8 protein-coding genes are annotated in these 18,213 nt (G+C 38.6%); 6 read left to right on the top strand and 2 right to left on the bottom strand.

From position 1 onward, the window contains the following. Positions 1-214: 214 nt before the first annotated feature. The gene (locus tag F6K23_RS12485) at positions 215-8,485 is read right to left on the bottom strand and encodes a LamG domain-containing protein (RefSeq protein WP_293155415.1); all 8,271 of its coding nucleotides are present in this window, start codon (positions 8,483-8,485) and stop codon (positions 215-217) included. A gap of 63 nt (positions 8,486-8,548) precedes the next feature. Beyond that, positions 8,549-9,694, bottom strand: a complete 1,146-nt coding sequence (locus tag F6K23_RS12480; protein WP_293155412.1) for an RNA-guided endonuclease TnpB family protein — start codon at positions 9,692-9,694, stop codon at positions 8,549-8,551. Between the two features lie 239 nt (positions 9,695-9,933). Between F6K23_RS12480 and F6K23_RS12475 the strand changes: the two genes are divergently transcribed. From F6K23_RS12475 to F6K23_RS12450, 6 genes are all read left to right on the top strand, one after another. After that, positions 9,934-10,455, top strand: a complete 522-nt coding sequence (locus F6K23_RS12475) for a DUF1499 domain-containing protein (RefSeq protein WP_293155409.1) — start codon at positions 9,934-9,936, stop codon at positions 10,453-10,455. Between the two features lie 468 nt (positions 10,456-10,923). Next, entirely contained in the window at positions 10,924-11,532 is a 609-nt protein-coding gene (locus tag F6K23_RS12470) for a metal ABC transporter ATPase (protein WP_293155406.1), read from the top strand. Between the two features lie 508 nt (positions 11,533-12,040). Further along, positions 12,041-14,287 (top strand): heavy metal translocating P-type ATPase, encoded by a 2,247-nt coding sequence (locus tag F6K23_RS12465; RefSeq protein WP_293155403.1) that lies wholly within the window; start codon positions 12,041-12,043, stop codon positions 14,285-14,287. A gap of 371 nt (positions 14,288-14,658) precedes the next feature. Further along, positions 14,659-14,931, top strand: a complete 273-nt coding sequence (locus F6K23_RS12460; protein ID WP_293155400.1) for a hypothetical protein — start codon at positions 14,659-14,661, stop codon at positions 14,929-14,931. 1,518 nt (positions 14,932-16,449) lie between these two features. After that, positions 16,450-17,469, top strand: a complete 1,020-nt coding sequence (locus F6K23_RS12455) for an ATP/GTP-binding protein (RefSeq protein ID WP_293155397.1) — start codon at positions 16,450-16,452, stop codon at positions 17,467-17,469. Between the two features lie 72 nt (positions 17,470-17,541). Further along, the gene (locus tag F6K23_RS12450) at positions 17,542-18,126 is read left to right on the top strand and encodes a DUF3226 domain-containing protein (protein ID WP_293155394.1); all 585 of its coding nucleotides are present in this window, start codon (positions 17,542-17,544) and stop codon (positions 18,124-18,126) included. Positions 18,127-18,213 lie beyond the last annotated feature (87 nt).

Below are 18,213 nucleotides of genomic sequence, written 5' to 3'. Positions count from 1 at the left end.
AGCAAGATGCTTGGTCGCGAGCAAGATGCTCGCACTGGGAACATTCAATTATTAATATGTGTACTTCATATACGACCGAATCTGCTGTAATACCAAATCCTGGTTAAACACACCCGTTTTTAGCAAACAACGAAAACCCTGTAGAGACATTGCATGCAAGGTCTCTACAGGATGGGACATAACAGGTATATCTATACCGGATTTGGTATAACAACTATCCCTGTTCTTTCAACTTTTCCTCCAACTCAGTTAGCTTTTTCAGAATTTGTTTCAGTTGATCGGGAGTATCATCCTTATTTTCTAAGGGGCGTAAATCCCTGGCAAAACCGTCAAGTGTTGGACGCTCTACATAGGTTACCCGGTGCATCACTCGCCAGACTTTATTAGGTTTCCCTGATTGAGCTTGACGTAAAGCACGAGCTTCTTCATCATTACTCAGCAACCATTCCGGATCGACAACATAATTGAAGAAATCTTGGAAGTGATTGGTATTGCCCTCCAAGTAAAAACTCATAAAACGATAGCGATCGACCTTTTCCCCAGACTTTAAAGGACGATCGTTGAGATCCGTAATCCCCTTACTTTCGACTCCGCTCACATCCACAACCAGTTCAAATCCCTTGCTACTAGCTTTAGTTTTGCTCATCGTCTGAGTCATTTCCCCTGCATACAAAGCAGTGAGTTCAGCTTTAAACCCTACAACCAATACATCGGCTAAACCACCTAACGTTCCCCCGATGGAGAAGCTGCCTCCTACAGTATGTTCAACAGTGCTAGCAAAGCTCTGTTCCTCCGTTCGTAAGCCTCCATCTGCATCCCAAACATAGGTATTAACAATATTACGCTTACCCGCACGAATCAATAAATTATCCATACGTTTTTGCCAAGAATCAAAGGCAGATTCAGCTTGGACTCGTTCATCATTTTCCTTCACCCGTTTTTGGATTTCAGCCTTCCTCTGGGCTGCTTTTGCCTTTGCTTCGTCCTTATTAGCCTTCAAAGACTCTTTATAATCTTTCAGTTTTGATTTTGCATCAGAATCGTCCTTGTCTTTATCCCCTTCTTTGCCATCCTTTTGATCTCCATCCAAATCCACGTCTACTTGTCCGAATTTGTCATAGTCTGAAGTATCAACTGTTTGATCTTCTAGAGCGCTGACAGTAGTTTTCGTCGCATCAAAGTTGACGAAGTAGGATTCTCGATCGATATCCCACCGTTCGATTTGCTGTTTGAGGTCGTAGGCGTCCTGAAGTCGGAAATAACTAGCGGGGTAAAGGGAACCGTACTGTGCCCGCATTTCTGGTACATGACGATAGAAACGGTCATTTGCTGCTGAACTTCCCACTAAACCATCCAAAGTGCCATTCTGAGTGTAGGCAGGATTAATCAAAAAGGTAATAGTATTGATATCAAGAGGAATACCTTCCATGGGGCGAATGTCATAGCTGATCATCTTGCCACTACGCTTGAGCTTCGTAATAAAGACATCTGCTAAACCCGAGACAACTAAAGCATAACCCACATTTTTAGGCTGATAACGATTACCCAAATGCTTGAATTGTGGTTCATCTTCAACCATACCCCGCAGTTCCAAAGAATCAGTCATGCTAGAAGTTGAATCTGCCTGAACTGTACTGCTATTAGAGGTTGTATCTCGAAGATTCAGGGACCCCTTGAAACCAGCTTGACCTTCTGAAACCTTGGAGGTAATCATCATACCAGCATCAGCTCCCCAACCTGCTCCTAAAAATACATCAAGATCCAAGCCGTGGGAAATGTCTTTATCACGAGACCAAGAATAGGATACATCCTCTGACTGGGTGAGTTGCACGGATGTTGCCCCATCATAGTCATCCTCAATTGTCAAGTTCTCACTGGGGACAGGAGGTGGTCCCTCAATGTAGCCTAATAAAGTCGGATTGAATTGAGCATTACCAATCCATTTTATGTCTAGTGCTTCAATTCGTTTGTCTGGGAGTAGCTCGACTTCACCTGAAGAATTACAATAGCCAAAGAAGCGTCGCATCATGGCTAATTTTTTGCCTGGTTGGTCAGGATCTAGCCCTACTGTATTGTATTCACAAGTAACTAGAGAGGAAGGAACAGTTGAGGGAGAAACATTTATAGGTACTTTTGTCAAAGCCATCCACATTCGATCTGAAACAGCTATTGAACCAGGACGCTGATCCTCGGCAGAATGATCCCGTACCACATTCCCCTGAGCTTCATTCATGGGGTAATAAGCGACTAAACCAGGTTCGTATCCAGTAAGCATCGTTTTGCTATTGATGGCAATTTCTGTATCCTTTAATGCCAGATTCCAGATTCGGACTTCTGCTAGCTTACCAAAGGGATAGTTGCCATTCTCGGCATTGCCAATGTACGCTATATTGCTGTGACATTGGAACGACATTGCCTCACTTTCCAACTCACCACTCACAATGCCATCAATACCACTTTCTACCTTATTCTTGACAGTTTTCTGACCACCTGATTCCTCAGTCTTCATTGTCCAGTAAGCAACCAAACCGCCTTCTGTTCCTTGCAGTGTTTCATACTGATTATTCTTAATCTCAACACCATTTAGAGCGCGGTTCCAAATACTGGTGCCGCTGATTTCGCCTTTAAAGGGATGAGTGGAGTCACTTTTTCGTCCTAAGACTAAGGTTCCGCCAGAGGGCAAGCTATAGACTGAGGGAAATGTGAGATCAATTATATCTTCTTCTGTACCATCCACATAAACTGTTAAAGTTCCTTTGTTACTCTGAAGAGTCAGGGTAACCGCTAAATGATGCCATAAGCCATCATTAAATCCTGACCAATCTATATTTTTCTCCTGTCCACCAATCGTAATTTTTAGCTGGTTATCATTTTCAATCAGCAAAGCATGAGGAGCACTGGGGGTTCCATAGTCAAGCAACGTAGAAGATGCAGTAGAAGTAGAACGGAACCAACATACTACTGTCATTTGTGTAGTTGGGAAATTAGTAAAATTGGAACACTCCATTGCACCACCACTATCCCCAAAAGTCAGAGCATAACGCTCAGGTCTTTTAGTTTCATCTGTCTGCAGCGGAGTACCTACAGGTTTTCCATTAATGTAAAAGCAGGTCTGATTTTCCTTAGCAACAGCTGCAATATGACACCACACACCTTTATTGTCATCAGTTATATTTAGTTCGCCCTCAAGGTCACAACCACTGTCATGGAAAAAGTGATTAACTATGGTGCCTAACCGTTTACCTTGTCGGATAGCGATCGGACAATCAAAAACATCTTTAGCACTGACCAAAACATTGTCATCGTAAATTTCACCCTGATCGTCACCTGTTCTTTTAACTTCCCCTGGATAATAAATCCATGCTTCCACTGTCCATTGGTTGGGCGATAAGGGAATTGGACTCTGTGTTCCATCAGTCTTTTGAAGTGTCACCTTGTCATTAGCATCCCCACATTCCAAGCAACCTCGAAACTCCCCATCAGATATCCATTGCTCGAAAGTTCCATTCCGACTATCAGCAGTTGCATCATAACGTGCTAGACGTATGGCTGCTTGTTGATCAAAATAGCTGAGTAATAAATTCCCTTCACAACTATTTTGCAGACAAATTTTACTAACAGGGTTAACGAACCCAAGAATCATACCTCGGGTAGTTAATTCTTGTTCATTGGTAGGTATTTCTGGTAATTTCGGCGGTGTTTGCGTATGCTGAGTGATGGTGGTGAGAAATGTCTTTTTCTTAGTAGCAATCTCTGTTTGAACACTAGCTATTTTGTTCTGACAATCTGTTATCTCTTTCTGAATAACCGATACTTCTCTGTTATCTTTTAGAATACTCTCTATACTTTTAATCCTGTTGTCTAATCTGTTTTCTAACTCTCCGTACTTATCTCTCTTTTCTTTGATTGAATCTATTTTTTGCTGTCCCAGTTTATGCAATCTCTTAAACTTTATTTCCCATAAAAATCTGTTTATATTTATATTTGAGTACCGCCTCCTCTTGTAGCCGTCACTGTCATCTGGGGATATCCCAGTTATATCTGTTATATATCGATCTTTATAGGTTATACAATAACCATCAACAATAATAAGACTCTCACCGTAATGATCTCTTTCAAAATCTTTATCAAGGCGGAAAAACCTTCCAAGATAATCATAAACATGACGATTCGATTCGTTTAGGTTGCTCTCTTCGTCGTTGAGGTTAAATAACTCTAAGCACCATGTTCTTTGGTCCCACAAGCTCTCCTTCTCGTCCAATTTTATTATCTTTCTTTCGGAAAACCCCACCTCCCTATTTTTCCATCCCTGATAAACAGGCCTATAAGAAAAAATATACCCAGATATCGAATTATCGTTAAGACTAAATTCTGGCTCAACTAATAATAGGTATCCGTCTGTCCGAGGTCTCTCATATCGTAGATCTTCTGAGAATTCTGAGAAATCGATTTCTCGCGGAACGCAGATAAAGACATTTTCCTCCTGTGTCAACCATCGTTTCACGGGGACTCTACCTGAAAAATCCCGTCCCAATAAATTATTGCCATTGTATCTCATAGAAAAATAATAGTTTAAAATGCTTTTTGATTCTTTCTCAAGTAGTTCCTCCTGTTCTTTTTTGTTTTTCAAAACAGTACCCAGGTTCTCACGAAGTCTCTTTACTACATCCACAAACTTATCGCTATTTTGAGCAATCTTTTTCTCCAATAGTAAACCATTAATCTGAGCAATAAGCCCCTTTTCCTCAGCTTCCTTTTGGGAAATCTCTTGCAACAACTGCGCAAGAGTCTCCTGGCTATACACTGAAGTCTTCAACTGAACACTAGGAGTAGAACTTGACTCAGTAATAGCTTCGGAAATCAGTTGAATGCGATGCTTGCGAATATCAATCGATGCCCAACTCCCTTTAATATTGTCAATGCCAAAACTACGCACCAAACTCATACCATCAGGAACCGTAAATTTGCAAGAAGCTCGATACCATCCACTACTGCCCAAAGGAGACAAAACAACCTTATGCTCCCTCGGTTGAATAGCAGCATCAGGAATTTTCATAATCTCTTTACTGCCCCGGTTCGCCTTACCCCAATAAGCAAAAGTAAAAATCTTATTACTTTGACCATCTGCATTATTAACATCAGTACTAGAACCGTTCACCTTAAATTCAAAGCTCTCCTCATAGGTAGCACGCTGGGAAACCGCAAAGAACTCATCGTTAATAAACTTATCTGCATCAACTGGGGACTTTCCTGCAGTCTGCCGAGACAGATTCTTCGCACTGACATAAACATCCCCAGAAACCAACGCATCACGACCATGGACAGAAAAATCAGGTACACTCTTCTGAGCTTCAGTAGTAACAATCGCTCCCATCCGATAATAAGCTGCCAAATGCCATTCTTTCCCGGTTAAAGGTAGATACATATTGTTTTTGATAGTCTCAGCAGTATGAGACCGAGCCCAAATTCGGACTTCTGCAATCAGTCCTTGAAAGTCATTATTCGTACCTATACCGCCACCAATGAAAAAGCGAGGTTTCCAAGCTCCCCAACGCAAACCATCAAGAAGGTTGCTTGCTGTAGGATTACCCATTAAAGTACCGTGGTTTCCATTCCCAGAAATATCGCGCACTTGAGTTCCATCATAAACCCAGTAAGCTACCAAACCTGGCTCCGATCCAGTTAAGTGACGGTGCATATTTTCTTTGATTTCAGTTTGGCTGCGAACTTTATTCCAAATCCGTACCTCTGCTATACGCCCTATAAAATAGTGGTCTACTTTACCAATATACTTAATCGGAGTATTGACAGGAGCAGGAATTTGATCCGGATTAGTAACGTGGCATTGTTCACCATTGACATAAATTCTGTAACCCTCACTATTCAATGTAACTGCGATATGATTCCAGGTATTCACAGTTAATACATCATCAGTCAACAAGCCGACCACACTCGTCTTAAATCCATATGATACATGAATTTTTTTGCCCTTTACCCAAAGCGAAGGAGCACGGTCATTGCCCGTGCCCGGATTACCTAAAAAGCCACGATAATTCTCATCATTACTTGTGGGATAAATCCAAGCTTCTTGGGTAAATTCTTGGCCTACGATCACCTTTTCACCACAATCTACAGCGCTGCTGCCATTAAAATTCAGGGCTTTAATAATTGGTTGAGGATAAGCAGAACCAACAATCAACTCCTTATTAGTCACCTGAACACCTGTTCCAGCAGTTGGCGTAACTAATTCTCCATTTTTGCAAAGATATATCCGACTATTTTTGCTCTTTGTTAAACCATCATAATCAAAACCACCTGCATAATGAACCCATGTATTCAGAGGTAAAACATTTGGATCTTTAATAATCTGCTCACTTCCATTACTGAGCTGTACTTTCAACATCACCTTGTTGTCAGTATCAATTAGGAGTTGTAGTCGTCCACATTCCTCAGCAACAATCACTTGCAGGCGATTTGCATGGCTATCCTGTTTAACCCAAGCTGAAATTGTAGCCCCAAAGGAAGAATTAGGCCGTGGAGTCTTCAGCTCAATAGGTGGAGTTTGTAGATAGTCTCCATTGCCATCAAAACGAATCCCGCGACGCTTGAAGTCCGTAAGTTTAACCACCTCACCATTCTGCCATTTTAGATCCAAGGTAAAAGATTTTCCATCTTGTCCCAACTCCTCTATCGGGTATAAACCATCTTGTTCTTTGGTTCCAGTAACCTGGATTTTATCCCCTACTTTCAGATTATGTTGGGCACAATGGACTTTGAGATTGCCAGTGAATGTTTTTTCATAGCCAACAATCATATTATTGAAGAATAGTCCTGTTTCTTCTTGAGGCATCTCTTCCCAAAAACCCATCTCAATACTATATATTTTAGGGAATGTAGGAATTGTAGGCTTTATAGTCGTGGTTTCCGTTATTGTTTTTACTGGCTTTGTTGCACTTAAATTTTCCGTCCCATCATCTTGATGAGTTCCACTTAAATTTTCCGTCTCTACTGCTACCTCATCATCCTCAAGGCTATTGTCATCTGCTGCTACCTCATCATCCTCAAGGCTATTGTCATCTCCTGCTACCTTAATCTCAAAGCTATTGCCATCTACTGCTACCTCATCATCCTCAAGGCTATTGTCATCTCCTGCTACCTTAATCTCAAAGCTATTGCCATCTACTGCTAAAACTTGATAATATCCATCATAACTTTGAGTCCCTTGAATTTTTATCTTAGATCCCAGATGGGGACCATTGACACCTGCAAAAAATTCAATTTTTACCTTGTCTTCATCACCTCTGCTAATAGATGTGATTGTCCCCTTTGCTGGAGGATTAGAATCAGCAATAACTTTAATTTCATCTAAAGTGTTGAGAGGTAACAAAACATCTCGACTATCACTTTTGAGCTGATTATGGGTAGGAGAGGTATCATCAATTTGAGAGAGCGTACCATCACTGGCCACTGCAAAATCAAGTACAGCAGTTTCTGTGGTCTGATTACTACCTTTTCGACAGGGAACTGCTAACATAACACGAGTTGAATCTCGCAGCAGTTGCATTCCTCCATCTGTTTGTCGCTCAACCTGAATATCATAGGCACTAGCGTCCAAACCATTTGTAATAGTCAAATCATTACTACTATCGTCTTTCAAAGTAACGGTTTGTTTGATCAGACCAGAAATGGAGCGATATATTGTTGTATCTGTATCCGCTGGATCGGGTTGAGCAAAAACATAGTCTTGCAGAGCAAATAAACCATTTTCATCAGCCCTTACAGTATACAGATCAATTTTATGACTCTGACTATTATAGGCAAAAATATGCCAGCGAGATACATCCTTTTCTATAGTTGGCATTAACAAGACAGAGAACCAACCTTCATGGAGGTTATTGATAAAGCTGAGTTCGATCGCTGGTTCATAGAACGGTTTACCATTCATGTCCCGATAATTAAGAGAATCTATATTATTCAGAGTCCCCTTAGCTTTATCAATTTTCATACTTTCGCTTGACAGATACTTTTGCCGACTCCGACGAAAGCGGACTTCTAGTTTAGGGATAAGTTCATTTTTTATCCCATCAAGCACAAAGCGATTGACTAATAGGGTATTGCGGGTGGACTGACGAAATACATAGAGATGTCCCAACCCAGATACCAATTTTACAGGTGCAGCGGCAGATTTAACCGTGTCGTTACCCTCACCATAGAATGATTTGAGTAGTTGCTTACCATTTGTGTCAGTGTAGTCTTCTTGCTCTTTGTCCAAAACAGATTGGTCAGAATCTGAGAGGTTTAAGGACAGTAATTTCCAATCTTCAAACCCCATTGGATCGTTATCCCCTTGAAGAGCTGAGTCCTCAAAACCACTGCGTTTTACCGTGTAATAAATTATCCCTTCCTGATTCGTGCCCACAACAATTACTTTGCCTTCGTAAGCAATTGTACTTAAGTGTGTGATTTTTTGACCAGTGATTAGCATTGTATTATTTTTTGCCGTTCTTAGAAACCTACGATAATCTATAGAAATCTATGATTATCTGTTCTATTCCTGCTTCATTCTGGCAACGTCGGCGTTATCCAGTCCACAAGCTGTCACGGACGAACTGCCCGCCATAGCTAAATTTAACGCTGCATTTAAGTCTCGATCACAACTGAAATTGCAGTGTTCGCAATTGAAAACACGCTCCGATAAAGACAGAGACTCTTTAACCTGACCACACCTACTGCAAGTCTTAGAACTAGGAAACCATCTATCAATGATGATTAACTCAGAACCATATAACTCACACTTGTACTCTAACTGTCTACGAAACTCATAAAAACCCATGTCAGCAACAGCCTTAGCTAGCTTGTGATTTGACATCATTCCTGATACATTTAGGTCTTCTATTACTATCTGGCTGTGGTTTTTAGCCAAATAGGTAGTTAGTTTATGCAATGTATCTTTCCTGGTGTTAGCTATTCTATTGTGTAACTGAGCTATCTTGAGTTGTGCTTTCTTCCAGTTAGACGAAAACTTGGTTTTATTCCTGTTTAGGTATTGCAGTCGTGATAATTTAGATTCTAACTTTCTTTTTGATTTAGCGCCTTCAAATACTTCGCCAGTAGATAACGTAGCTAGAGATTTTATACCTAAATCTACACCAACTACATTTACTGATTTCTCAGTATTTATGGAAGCTGTTTCTATCTTGAAACTAATAAACCATCTACCTGCCTTTTTGCTAATCGTTACAGACTTTGGACTAACATTGTCTGGCAAGATTTCAAAGGTTTTTACCCAACCAATTCGAGGTAACTTTATACAATTAAAACCTACTGATATAGAACCATCCAAAGTGAAGCTATCATCTCTACCTTTTTTCTTAAATCTAGGTTGACCAGACACTTTGGTGAAGCAACGTTTCCAAGCATTGGATAAATGCCTCAAAGCATATTGAGGGGCACATTTAGATACTTCATAATACCAATAGTTTTTCGGTTTAACCATTGCTACTAAAAGTTTATGCAGGTCGATTGCAGTAGGAAATTTTAGTTTACCTGAAGGATTATTTGAATTGTGGTTCAGGATGTTTTGAGTCAACCATAGTCCCCAATTATAAGCATGACGCGCTACACCCGCGTGTTTAGCCAGCAAGGTTTTTTGTTTATTATTTAGGTGTAATTCAGTTTTGAATCCAAGTAACATAAAATTAAATATAGATTCTCACAGAGAGTACCAGATAATCATAGATTATGTCAAGCTGTTAATTACCCTTGGACAAAATAGAACTGATAGTTTCAATGTCCCGTTTTTCAAAAGCTCGATAAAAGGCTTGATTTACTGTTAATATTGCTTGCTTTTCGTCAGTCATAGAATTTTGGGTTGAGATATAGAATAATTGTTATTATATTAGCCAGTTCAATCAAATTATTCTCCGATAGACCATGGAAACAACAGAAAAAAAATCTTCTAATATATTTTTGAAAATGTTATACATTACCCTCTTTTTGTTAATAACAGTTGCCATTGTTGTCGGAGTTAATGCCACCTCTGACAAACTAAATTTATTTGCTGGCACTAGACCCGATAATCTAGGCGTATATTCTGGACGACTAGCACCTTGTCCTAATAGTCCAAACTGTGTCAGTAGTTACAGTCAAGATGCAGAACATGGTATACCTTCTCTGAGCTATGACTCTGATAATCCAGAAATAGCGATCGCTAACCTCAAAGAAATAATTGCATCTATGTCTCGGACTAATATTGTCAAGGAGGATAAAAATTATTTGTACGCTGAGTTTACAAGTAAAATCATGGGATTTGTAGATGATGTAGAATTTTATATAGATGAAGAAGCTAATGCTATTCAAGTACGTTCAGCTTCCCGTCTAGGAGAATCAGATTTAGGTGTTAACCGCGAACGAGTCGAAACTATTAGGACAAAATGGAACGAACTAAGGGAGTAGGGGAGTAGGGGAGTAAGGGAGTAGGGGAATAGGGGAGTAGGGGAGTATTTTTCGGTGTTGGTGATTTGAGATATGATATCTGTCCGGATCACAGCGCGATAGAACTTCGTTACGCTTACCCGACCAAAAAATTTTCTCCTTATAATGGGGGTTTGTTTTTCTTTATTCCCTCCTATCTCCTGTCTCCTAAGTAATTAAGATCAATATCATACCCTAATTCAGCAACACCTATTTTTCTACCTTTTTCCCCTATTCTATTTCTGAATCTTCATTTGATAATATTTAGTTAGATGTCTAATTACAGCCAATTTCAGGAAGCATGAGGTATAGCTTAAAACTAATCTATAATTTTTATTCATTCTTTGTTATCTGTTCCCTAAAAGCATAAAACTTTGTACCTTATCAACTCGAAAACTACTGTAATATATTCACCTTTTCTCATAGTCGCTCGCAAAAAGAATATTCACTATGACGACAACCTCAAACTATACAAACACCATCAACCCCACTGAAACAACCGTCCCCCAATTAGGTGCATTTTTACAAGCACATAATGAAATTGAGTACATTCTACCTCCCTTAGTCGGAATCATGATTACCAATAGATTTCAACTACGGGGTGCTACTGCACTTCTAGTAAACCTAACAGTTGCAGGTTTTGTACGCCAAATAATTGAACAAATCAAAGAACAAACAGAAACCATACCTGTAATTGATACTGAGCAAACAACTATTTCTCAACCAGTGACAACCGTTGCTAGTGATGACTCACCAACATACACCATCGTGCATTCAGTACCTGGTCGCATCCGACTGCGAATACCAAAAGTAGCATCTGACCCAAATTATGTCAGACGTTTAGAACAACTTTTAACAGCAGACTTCCATGTATTAGGAGTGCGGATAAATACAGCAGCAGCTTCCGTTGCTATCCAGTATCAAGCTGATGGAATGTCAGACTGGGAACTAGGAATGAGACTAATGACTATTATTCAAGAAGCTGATACTGATAAAGAGGAAATACCCCAACCAGAAGCAAATTCAGAGTCCCCAGAAACGCCAGAAGAAACTGAGTAAGCTACATTTAAGGTTTTGGAAAAAGACAGTTTTACTGAATAATTAATAATTAAATAATTCTGGTAAAAATCCTTACCTTTTAAGGGAAAAAAAGCGGTTGAGGGATGGCGAGGTCCCCTCGCCATATCCAATCAACCAAGAGAAGAAACAATATTTCCTGATATTCAATTCCGTAGCGGTTTTAACCAGAGGTAATTATCAATTATCTATTATCCATTAATGAAACTGACTTCCAACTTCGACCTTGATGTCATCCTCCCTCTAATTCCCCAGTAGGTTAAATCTTTAAAATCATAGGTTTATACTGAGCTGGAGCAACTCTTATAGCAGTCGAAGCAAAAGGTGCAGACATAATAATTAAATAATTCGCGCCTTGAAGTCTCCCCTTTTAAGGAGAAAAAAAAGAAAATATTCCTGATATTCAATTCCGTAACGGTTAAAACCCGAGGTAATTATCAATTAATGAAGCCACATTCTCACCCGGAACCAAGACAAATCAACTAAAACCATGAAAACTATCAAATCACAAAAATCAGGGTCAACATCAACACTAACAGTCAAAACTCCCACAATATCATTAGTTCATGGCATTCCCGGAAGAGTCAGACTTCGTGTCATGCACTTGAGTCTAGACAAAAACTATACTGACAATGTACAAACATTATTAGAATCAGATATCCACGTCAAACAAACTCGCATTAACCAAGCAGCAAGTTCGATCGCCATTAATTATCAAACCAGAGGCAAATCAGAAACAGAAATACTAGACCATCTTATATCTCTAATAGAAAACGTCGATCGCTCTACCGTAACAGTTGTCAAAAAAAAAGTTAGCTCCCAAACACCACCAGAAACAGAACACCAAAATGAAGGAGAATTGTCAAGTTTAGTAATACCAAGTCTAGCAACCCTCTTAGCATTCCTCAGCGGACCATTAAAATTACCAATTTCCCCACAACTGAGCTTTAGCGCATTGGCCATTGCAGCATTCCCAGTTGTCAAACGAGCGTTCCAGAGCTTATTAATCGAACATTGCCTAAATATAGACTGTCTCGACTTCCTCTCCCTAACCCTAGGTGCAATCCAAGGCAAAGTATTAACCCCCGCATTAGTATTAACTCTCCACGAACTAGGGGATGTGATACGCGAACAAACAGCCAGATCGACTGAAAATAAAACTTCAGACCTGTTAGACACCATCGGACGTTTTGCCTGGGTAGAAAGAGATGGAGAAAAACAACAAATACCAAGCGACCAAGTCAAACAAGGCGATACAGTCATAGTTTATCCAGGAGAACAAATACCAGTAGATGGGGAAGTCTTGCAAGGTGAAGCAGTCATTGACCAACAGCAACTAACCGGAGAGTCAATGCCAGTAGTAGGAAAACCAGGTATATTAGTCTATGCTTCGACCTTAGTACGTTCCGGTCAAATTTATATTCGAGCAGAAAGAGTCGGCAAACAAACTCGCGCTGCTGCTAGTATCGAACTATTACAAAAAGCTCCAGTACATGACACCAGAATGGCAAACTATGCATCTCAAATGGCAGACAAATTAATTTTGCCATCCTTGATATTAGCTGGCATTGTCTTAGCCACAACTCGCGACCCCAGTAGAGCAGCATCTATTCTTACCCTAGACTTTGTCACAGGAATTCGAGTATCAGTTCCCACCGCATTTTTGGGAGCGCTAAACCATACTACCAGACACGGTATTTTGGTTAGGAGTGGACGTACTCTGGAAATGTTAGCCGAAATTGATACTATTGTGTTTGACAAAACTGGTACTTTGACTCAAGGTAATATTGCTGTGGTGGGAGTAGAAACAGTTTCAGGACGAATGAGTGCCACAGAAGTTTTGGCTTTAGCAGCTTCTGCGGAACAACGTATTACTCATCCAGTGGCAGAGGCGATCGTTCGTTATGCTCAAGAACAAGGCGTGAATATTTATCCACGGGGTGAGTGGGAGTATAAAGTAGGATTAGGTATTCAGGTAGATATTAATGGTCAGGATGTTTTGGTCGGCAGTGCTAAGTTTTTGACTCAAGCAGGAGTAGATTTGAATTGCTTCTATGAAAATCATCCTTGTTTTCAGGAAAGTTGTGCCCATACCGACCAAGAATGCCCAGTTTCTGAGTGGTTATCTTTGATTTATGTGGCCTGCAATGGCGAGTTTCAGGGGGCAATTCAATATAAAGACCCAGTGCGTCCGGAAAGTATGCCTTTGATTATGAGATTGCAGCAAGAGTATGGTATGGAGGTGCATTTATTGACTGGGGACAACGAAGTTAGGGCAAAGATGGTGGCGACAGAGTTGAAAATTCCAGAGTCTCAAGTTCATGCTGAGGCTTTTCCTGACCAAAAAGCTGCTATTGTTCGAGATTTACGTCGCACCGGAAAAACTGTGGCTTTTGTGGGAGATGGGTTAAATGATTCTGTGGCTTTAGCTTATGCAGATGTGTCTGTTTCTTTTGAAAATGGTTCGGATGTAGCGAGGGAAACAGCAGATGTGGTGTTGATGAATAATAATTTATCTAGTTTGTTGGAGGCGATCGCTATTGCCAAGCAAACTAAGCATCTGATCGAACAAAATACTGTTATGGTAGTAGGGCCAAATTTGGTGGCTTTAGGGTTGGCCTCCACAGTGGGACTACATCCTCTCATTGCTACGGTGGTCCACAATGGCAGTGCGATCGCTGCTGGTTTAAATAGTTTGCGTCCCCTAGTGCAGCATCAGTTAGAAGGTAGTACATAATATAAGGTAGGGGAATAGTTTTTGTAGATATTTGTATATATATTTTGATTAATTTCAAAAGTTTATTTAGGGTTTGCTGAAAAAGTCTGTTAGTAAAGTAAGGGAACAGGGAACAGGGAACAGTTTAAACTATCTGCTACGGTCAAATTTTCGGCATTGTCAGGGTCAAAACTTTACCATTTTGAGATAACAATAGCCAAAAACTAGGTACTTTTTCAGTGCTGAAAAAGGCTAAAACCAATATCAGTCAATACTTTGAGATTTAATCAGCAAACCCTATTTACCAAACCCCCACAAAAAACTAATCTTATCTTCTTCCTTTTTCCTTTTTCCTTCTTCCTTCTTCCTTCTTCCTTCCTAATTAAAAAATTATGTCACTTGTTCATTTAAAAAAATCTGTAGTTACTCTTCACCTCCGAGAAATGGTTGAAGATGGTCAAACAAACGATCGCTTTGCCTTATTGGGACTAGGTGCGTTTTTGCTCAGTCCATTAGTTGCTCCTACTGTCACAAAAGTTGCGAGAAAAGTAGTTAAGGGTGCGATTAAAAGTGGTCTTTCTGTCTATGAGCAGAGTCAGGAGACTTTTGCCACTCTTAGTGAAGAGTTTGCCGATAATTTAGCAGAATCTCAAACTAATCGTTGAGGTTAAAATTATTAAGTTAGGGGTGAGTTGAATAATTAGATAAAATTCGCCTCTATAGAATCCAAATTGCTTCTTTCTATAGAAGTCTACGCTCAACTCAAAATTAGAGAAAATTATCGCTTTAGCAAAAAAAACATTCTGTGAAGCTTCAGAAAAAAACGGCGAATTTTTCAGCCTTGCATTCTCGAAATAAGTGTAATACTATTTTATTATTGGGAGTCCTTCGCCCCTGAGCATGACTTTTTATTCAATGCTAAAAAAAGACAATATTTTCGCGTACGCAATGTGGGAATAAATTATCGACTTTGAGCAAGATGCCAAACAGCTTTTATTAGAGTTAATCAGAACTAGAGAAAATTATCCCTTAAGACTTCCAACAATCATTCTGTGAAGCTCAAAAAAAAGGCGCAAAATGTTTTAGTCTTGCACTCCCGAAATAGTTGTGATACGATTTATATGTTGGGAGTTGTTCGCCCCTACGCATGACTTTTTATTCAACACTAAAAAGACAATATTTTCCCAGTCTATATATATGATGCTTGAATAAGTTATCCACTTTGACAAAGATAGCTTCTATGGTTGATCGCAACCATAGAAGAATCATTCTGTGAAGCTCCAAAAATACTCCAAATATTTGAGCCTTGCATTCCCGAAAAAATTTTGATAGGATTTATTTATTGGGAGTCGTTTTCCCCTGTACATGACTTTTTATTCAACGCAAAAAAGACAATATTCTCGCGATCGCGTTGGTGAGAATAAATAAATTATCTACAGTGAGCAAGATACTAAACAGCTTTGATTAAAGTTAATCAGAACTAGAGGAAATAATCATTCTGTGAAGCTCCAGAAATGCTCCAAATATTTGAGTCTTGCACTCCCGAAAAAATTTTGATAGGATTTATTTATTGGGAGTGTTTCGCCCCTACGCATGACTTTTTATTCAACTTAAAAAAGATAATATTCTCGCGATCGCGTCGGTGGGAATAAATTATCTACAGTGAGCAAGATACTAAACAGCCTTGATTAAAGTTAATCATCAGAAGCAGAGAAAATTATCCCCTAAGACTCCAAACAATCATTCTGTGAAGCTCCAGAAATGCTCCAAATATTTTAGTCTTGCACTTCCGAAAAAATTTTGATAGGATTTATTTATTGGGAGTTGTTCGCCCCTACGCATGACTTTTTATTCAACGCAAAAAAGACAATGTTTTACCAGTGTATATATATGATGCTTGAGTAAGTTATCCACTTTCACAAAGATAGCTTGTATCGTCGATCACAACTAGAGAAAATTATCATTTTGTGAAGCTCAAAAAAATCGCCAAAATTTTCAGCCTTGCATTCTCCAAAAAATGGTGATACAGTTTATATATTGGGAGTTGCTCGCCCCTACGCATGACTTTTTATTCAACCCAAAACCAAATTATCTTCCAACTATCATGTTTGACTAAATGCTCCACTTTGACAAAGATACCAAACAGCTTTTATAAAAGTAAAAAAGAAAGCGTTAAATTAATTATGTTTAAATGTATTACAGTTAAAAATTTTAGATGTTTTGAAGAAATTAGTATTGATAATATCGAACGAGTTAATTTAATTGGAGGTATCAATAATGTTGGAAAAACTGCTCTGCTAGAAGCAATTTTTTTGTTAAAAAGTTTAAATGCTCTAGAAATTCCGTTTCAATTAAACTTTAATAGAGGAGTAGTTCAGCAACAAACTTTTGATGTAGAAGAAATTTGTGAATGGTTATTCTACAAAAAACAAGTCAGTAAAGCCATTAAAATTAAAATAGTAAACGAAAATGGTGAAGAGAACGAACTAAAATTGAGTTTAGATAAAGCATCAAGCCCAAGATTGTTCCCTTTAAATTTAAGGTCAAATAGTAGAAAAACTCTCAAGGATTTAAAACTAGGATTTAAAAAAAATAGTCAACAAATCTTTGGTTTTACAATATTTTTAACACCAGATCGAGAAGAACAAACAGAAATAAAGATAGCAATTCAGCAAGACGAAGAACAAGAAGCTAAAGAAATAGAAGTTTTTCCTCCTAGCGCTTTTCTCAGTAGTCGTTTAAGAGTATCGCCAACAAATGATGCAGAAATATTCAGTCAATTTGAAGCTATAAATAAACAAAATGAAATTATAGAAATCTTAAAAATAATAGAACCAAGATTAAAACGTTTAGCAGTTTTGGTAACCGGAGGAATTCCGATGATTCATGGAGATATTGGAGCAGATCATTTAATTCCTGTTTCATTAATGGGAGAAGGAATGGGAAGATTATTATCTATTATTTTATCGATTATGAATGCAAAAGAAGGAACAGTATTAATTGATGAAATTGAAAATGGCATACATCACTCAGTCATGGAAAAAGTTTGGCAGTCTATAGCTGTAGCAACTAGAAAATCTAACACTCAACTCTTTGCTACTACTCATAGTTATGAATGTATTCGTGCTGCTCACAAAGCATTTTCCAACTCCGAGTTATATGACTTTCGTTATTTCAGAACTAGAGAGAGAAAAAAAGACTAATATTATCAAGAGTTTAGTTTATGACAAAGATAATATTGAGACTTCTTTAGAACTTAACCTGGAGATGCGTTAATGAGTCAGAATAAAACAACAATTGAAAAGTCAAAGTTGATTATTGGTGAAGGAAAAGAAGATGTAATTTTCTTCTCTCAATTAATTGAATATTTAGAAATTAATGATATCCAAGTTATTGATTATGGAGGGAAAGATGAACTTAATAAGTACTTGAAAACTTTGCCTAAAATACCAGGCTTTTCTAATTTGCGTTTTTTAGGAATTACTAGAGATGCTGATAAGTCATTCGATTATGCCTCTAAAAGTATTGAAGATTCTCTCATAAAACATAAATTAAATGAAATAGAGAATTTAAAAATAGAAAAGTTTATCCTTCCAGACAACAGTTCCCCAGGAATGCTAGAAGACTTATGTTTAAAATCAATAGATACTGATGAAATTAGTTGTATTGAAAGTTTCTTTCAGTGCATGGAGAAAAGTACAGGAAGAAAATCTAATAAAATTTCTAAAGCTAAAATATACGCCTGGTTATCTACTCAAGAACATCCCGATAAACGTCTAGGTGTAGCGGTTCAAGCAGGTTATATAAAATCGGATAACGAAGCTTTTAAAGAACTGACAAATTTTATCAACAATATTTAAATAGGGTTTGCTGAAAAAGTATTTTGGTAAGGGTAGGAGTCAGGAGTCAGGATAAATAGCAGTTATGGACGAGTTAGTAGGAAGAAT

The organism is Okeania sp. SIO2C9 (assembly GCF_010672455.1).
Classification (GTDB): Bacteria; Cyanobacteriota; Cyanobacteriia; order Cyanobacteriales; family Microcoleaceae; genus Okeania.
Note: the sequence above shows the minus strand (reverse complement) of the source record. Positions and strands in the feature narration are given on the sequence as shown.

What these genes read in the sequence shown, in the direction of transcription:
- F6K23_RS12485 (WP_293155415.1), bottom strand. Translation starts at nt 8,485, where the DNA reads ATGCTAATCACTGGTCAAAAAATCACACACTTAAGTACAATTGCTTAC.
- F6K23_RS12480 (WP_293155412.1), bottom strand. Translation starts at nt 9,694, where the DNA reads ATGTTACTTGGATTCAAAACTGAATTACACCTAAATAATAAACAAAAA.
- F6K23_RS12475 (WP_293155409.1), top strand. Translation starts at nt 9,934, where the DNA reads ATGGAAACAACAGAAAAAAAATCTTCTAATATATTTTTGAAAATGTTA.
- F6K23_RS12470 (WP_293155406.1), top strand. Translation starts at nt 10,924, where the DNA reads ATGACGACAACCTCAAACTATACAAACACCATCAACCCCACTGAAACA.
- F6K23_RS12465 (WP_293155403.1), top strand. Translation starts at nt 12,041, where the DNA reads ATGAAAACTATCAAATCACAAAAATCAGGGTCAACATCAACACTAACA.
- F6K23_RS12460 (WP_293155400.1), top strand. Translation starts at nt 14,659, where the DNA reads ATGTCACTTGTTCATTTAAAAAAATCTGTAGTTACTCTTCACCTCCGA.
- F6K23_RS12455 (WP_293155397.1), top strand. Translation starts at nt 16,450, where the DNA reads ATGTTTAAATGTATTACAGTTAAAAATTTTAGATGTTTTGAAGAAATT.
- F6K23_RS12450 (WP_293155394.1), top strand. Translation starts at nt 17,542, where the DNA reads ATGAGTCAGAATAAAACAACAATTGAAAAGTCAAAGTTGATTATTGGT.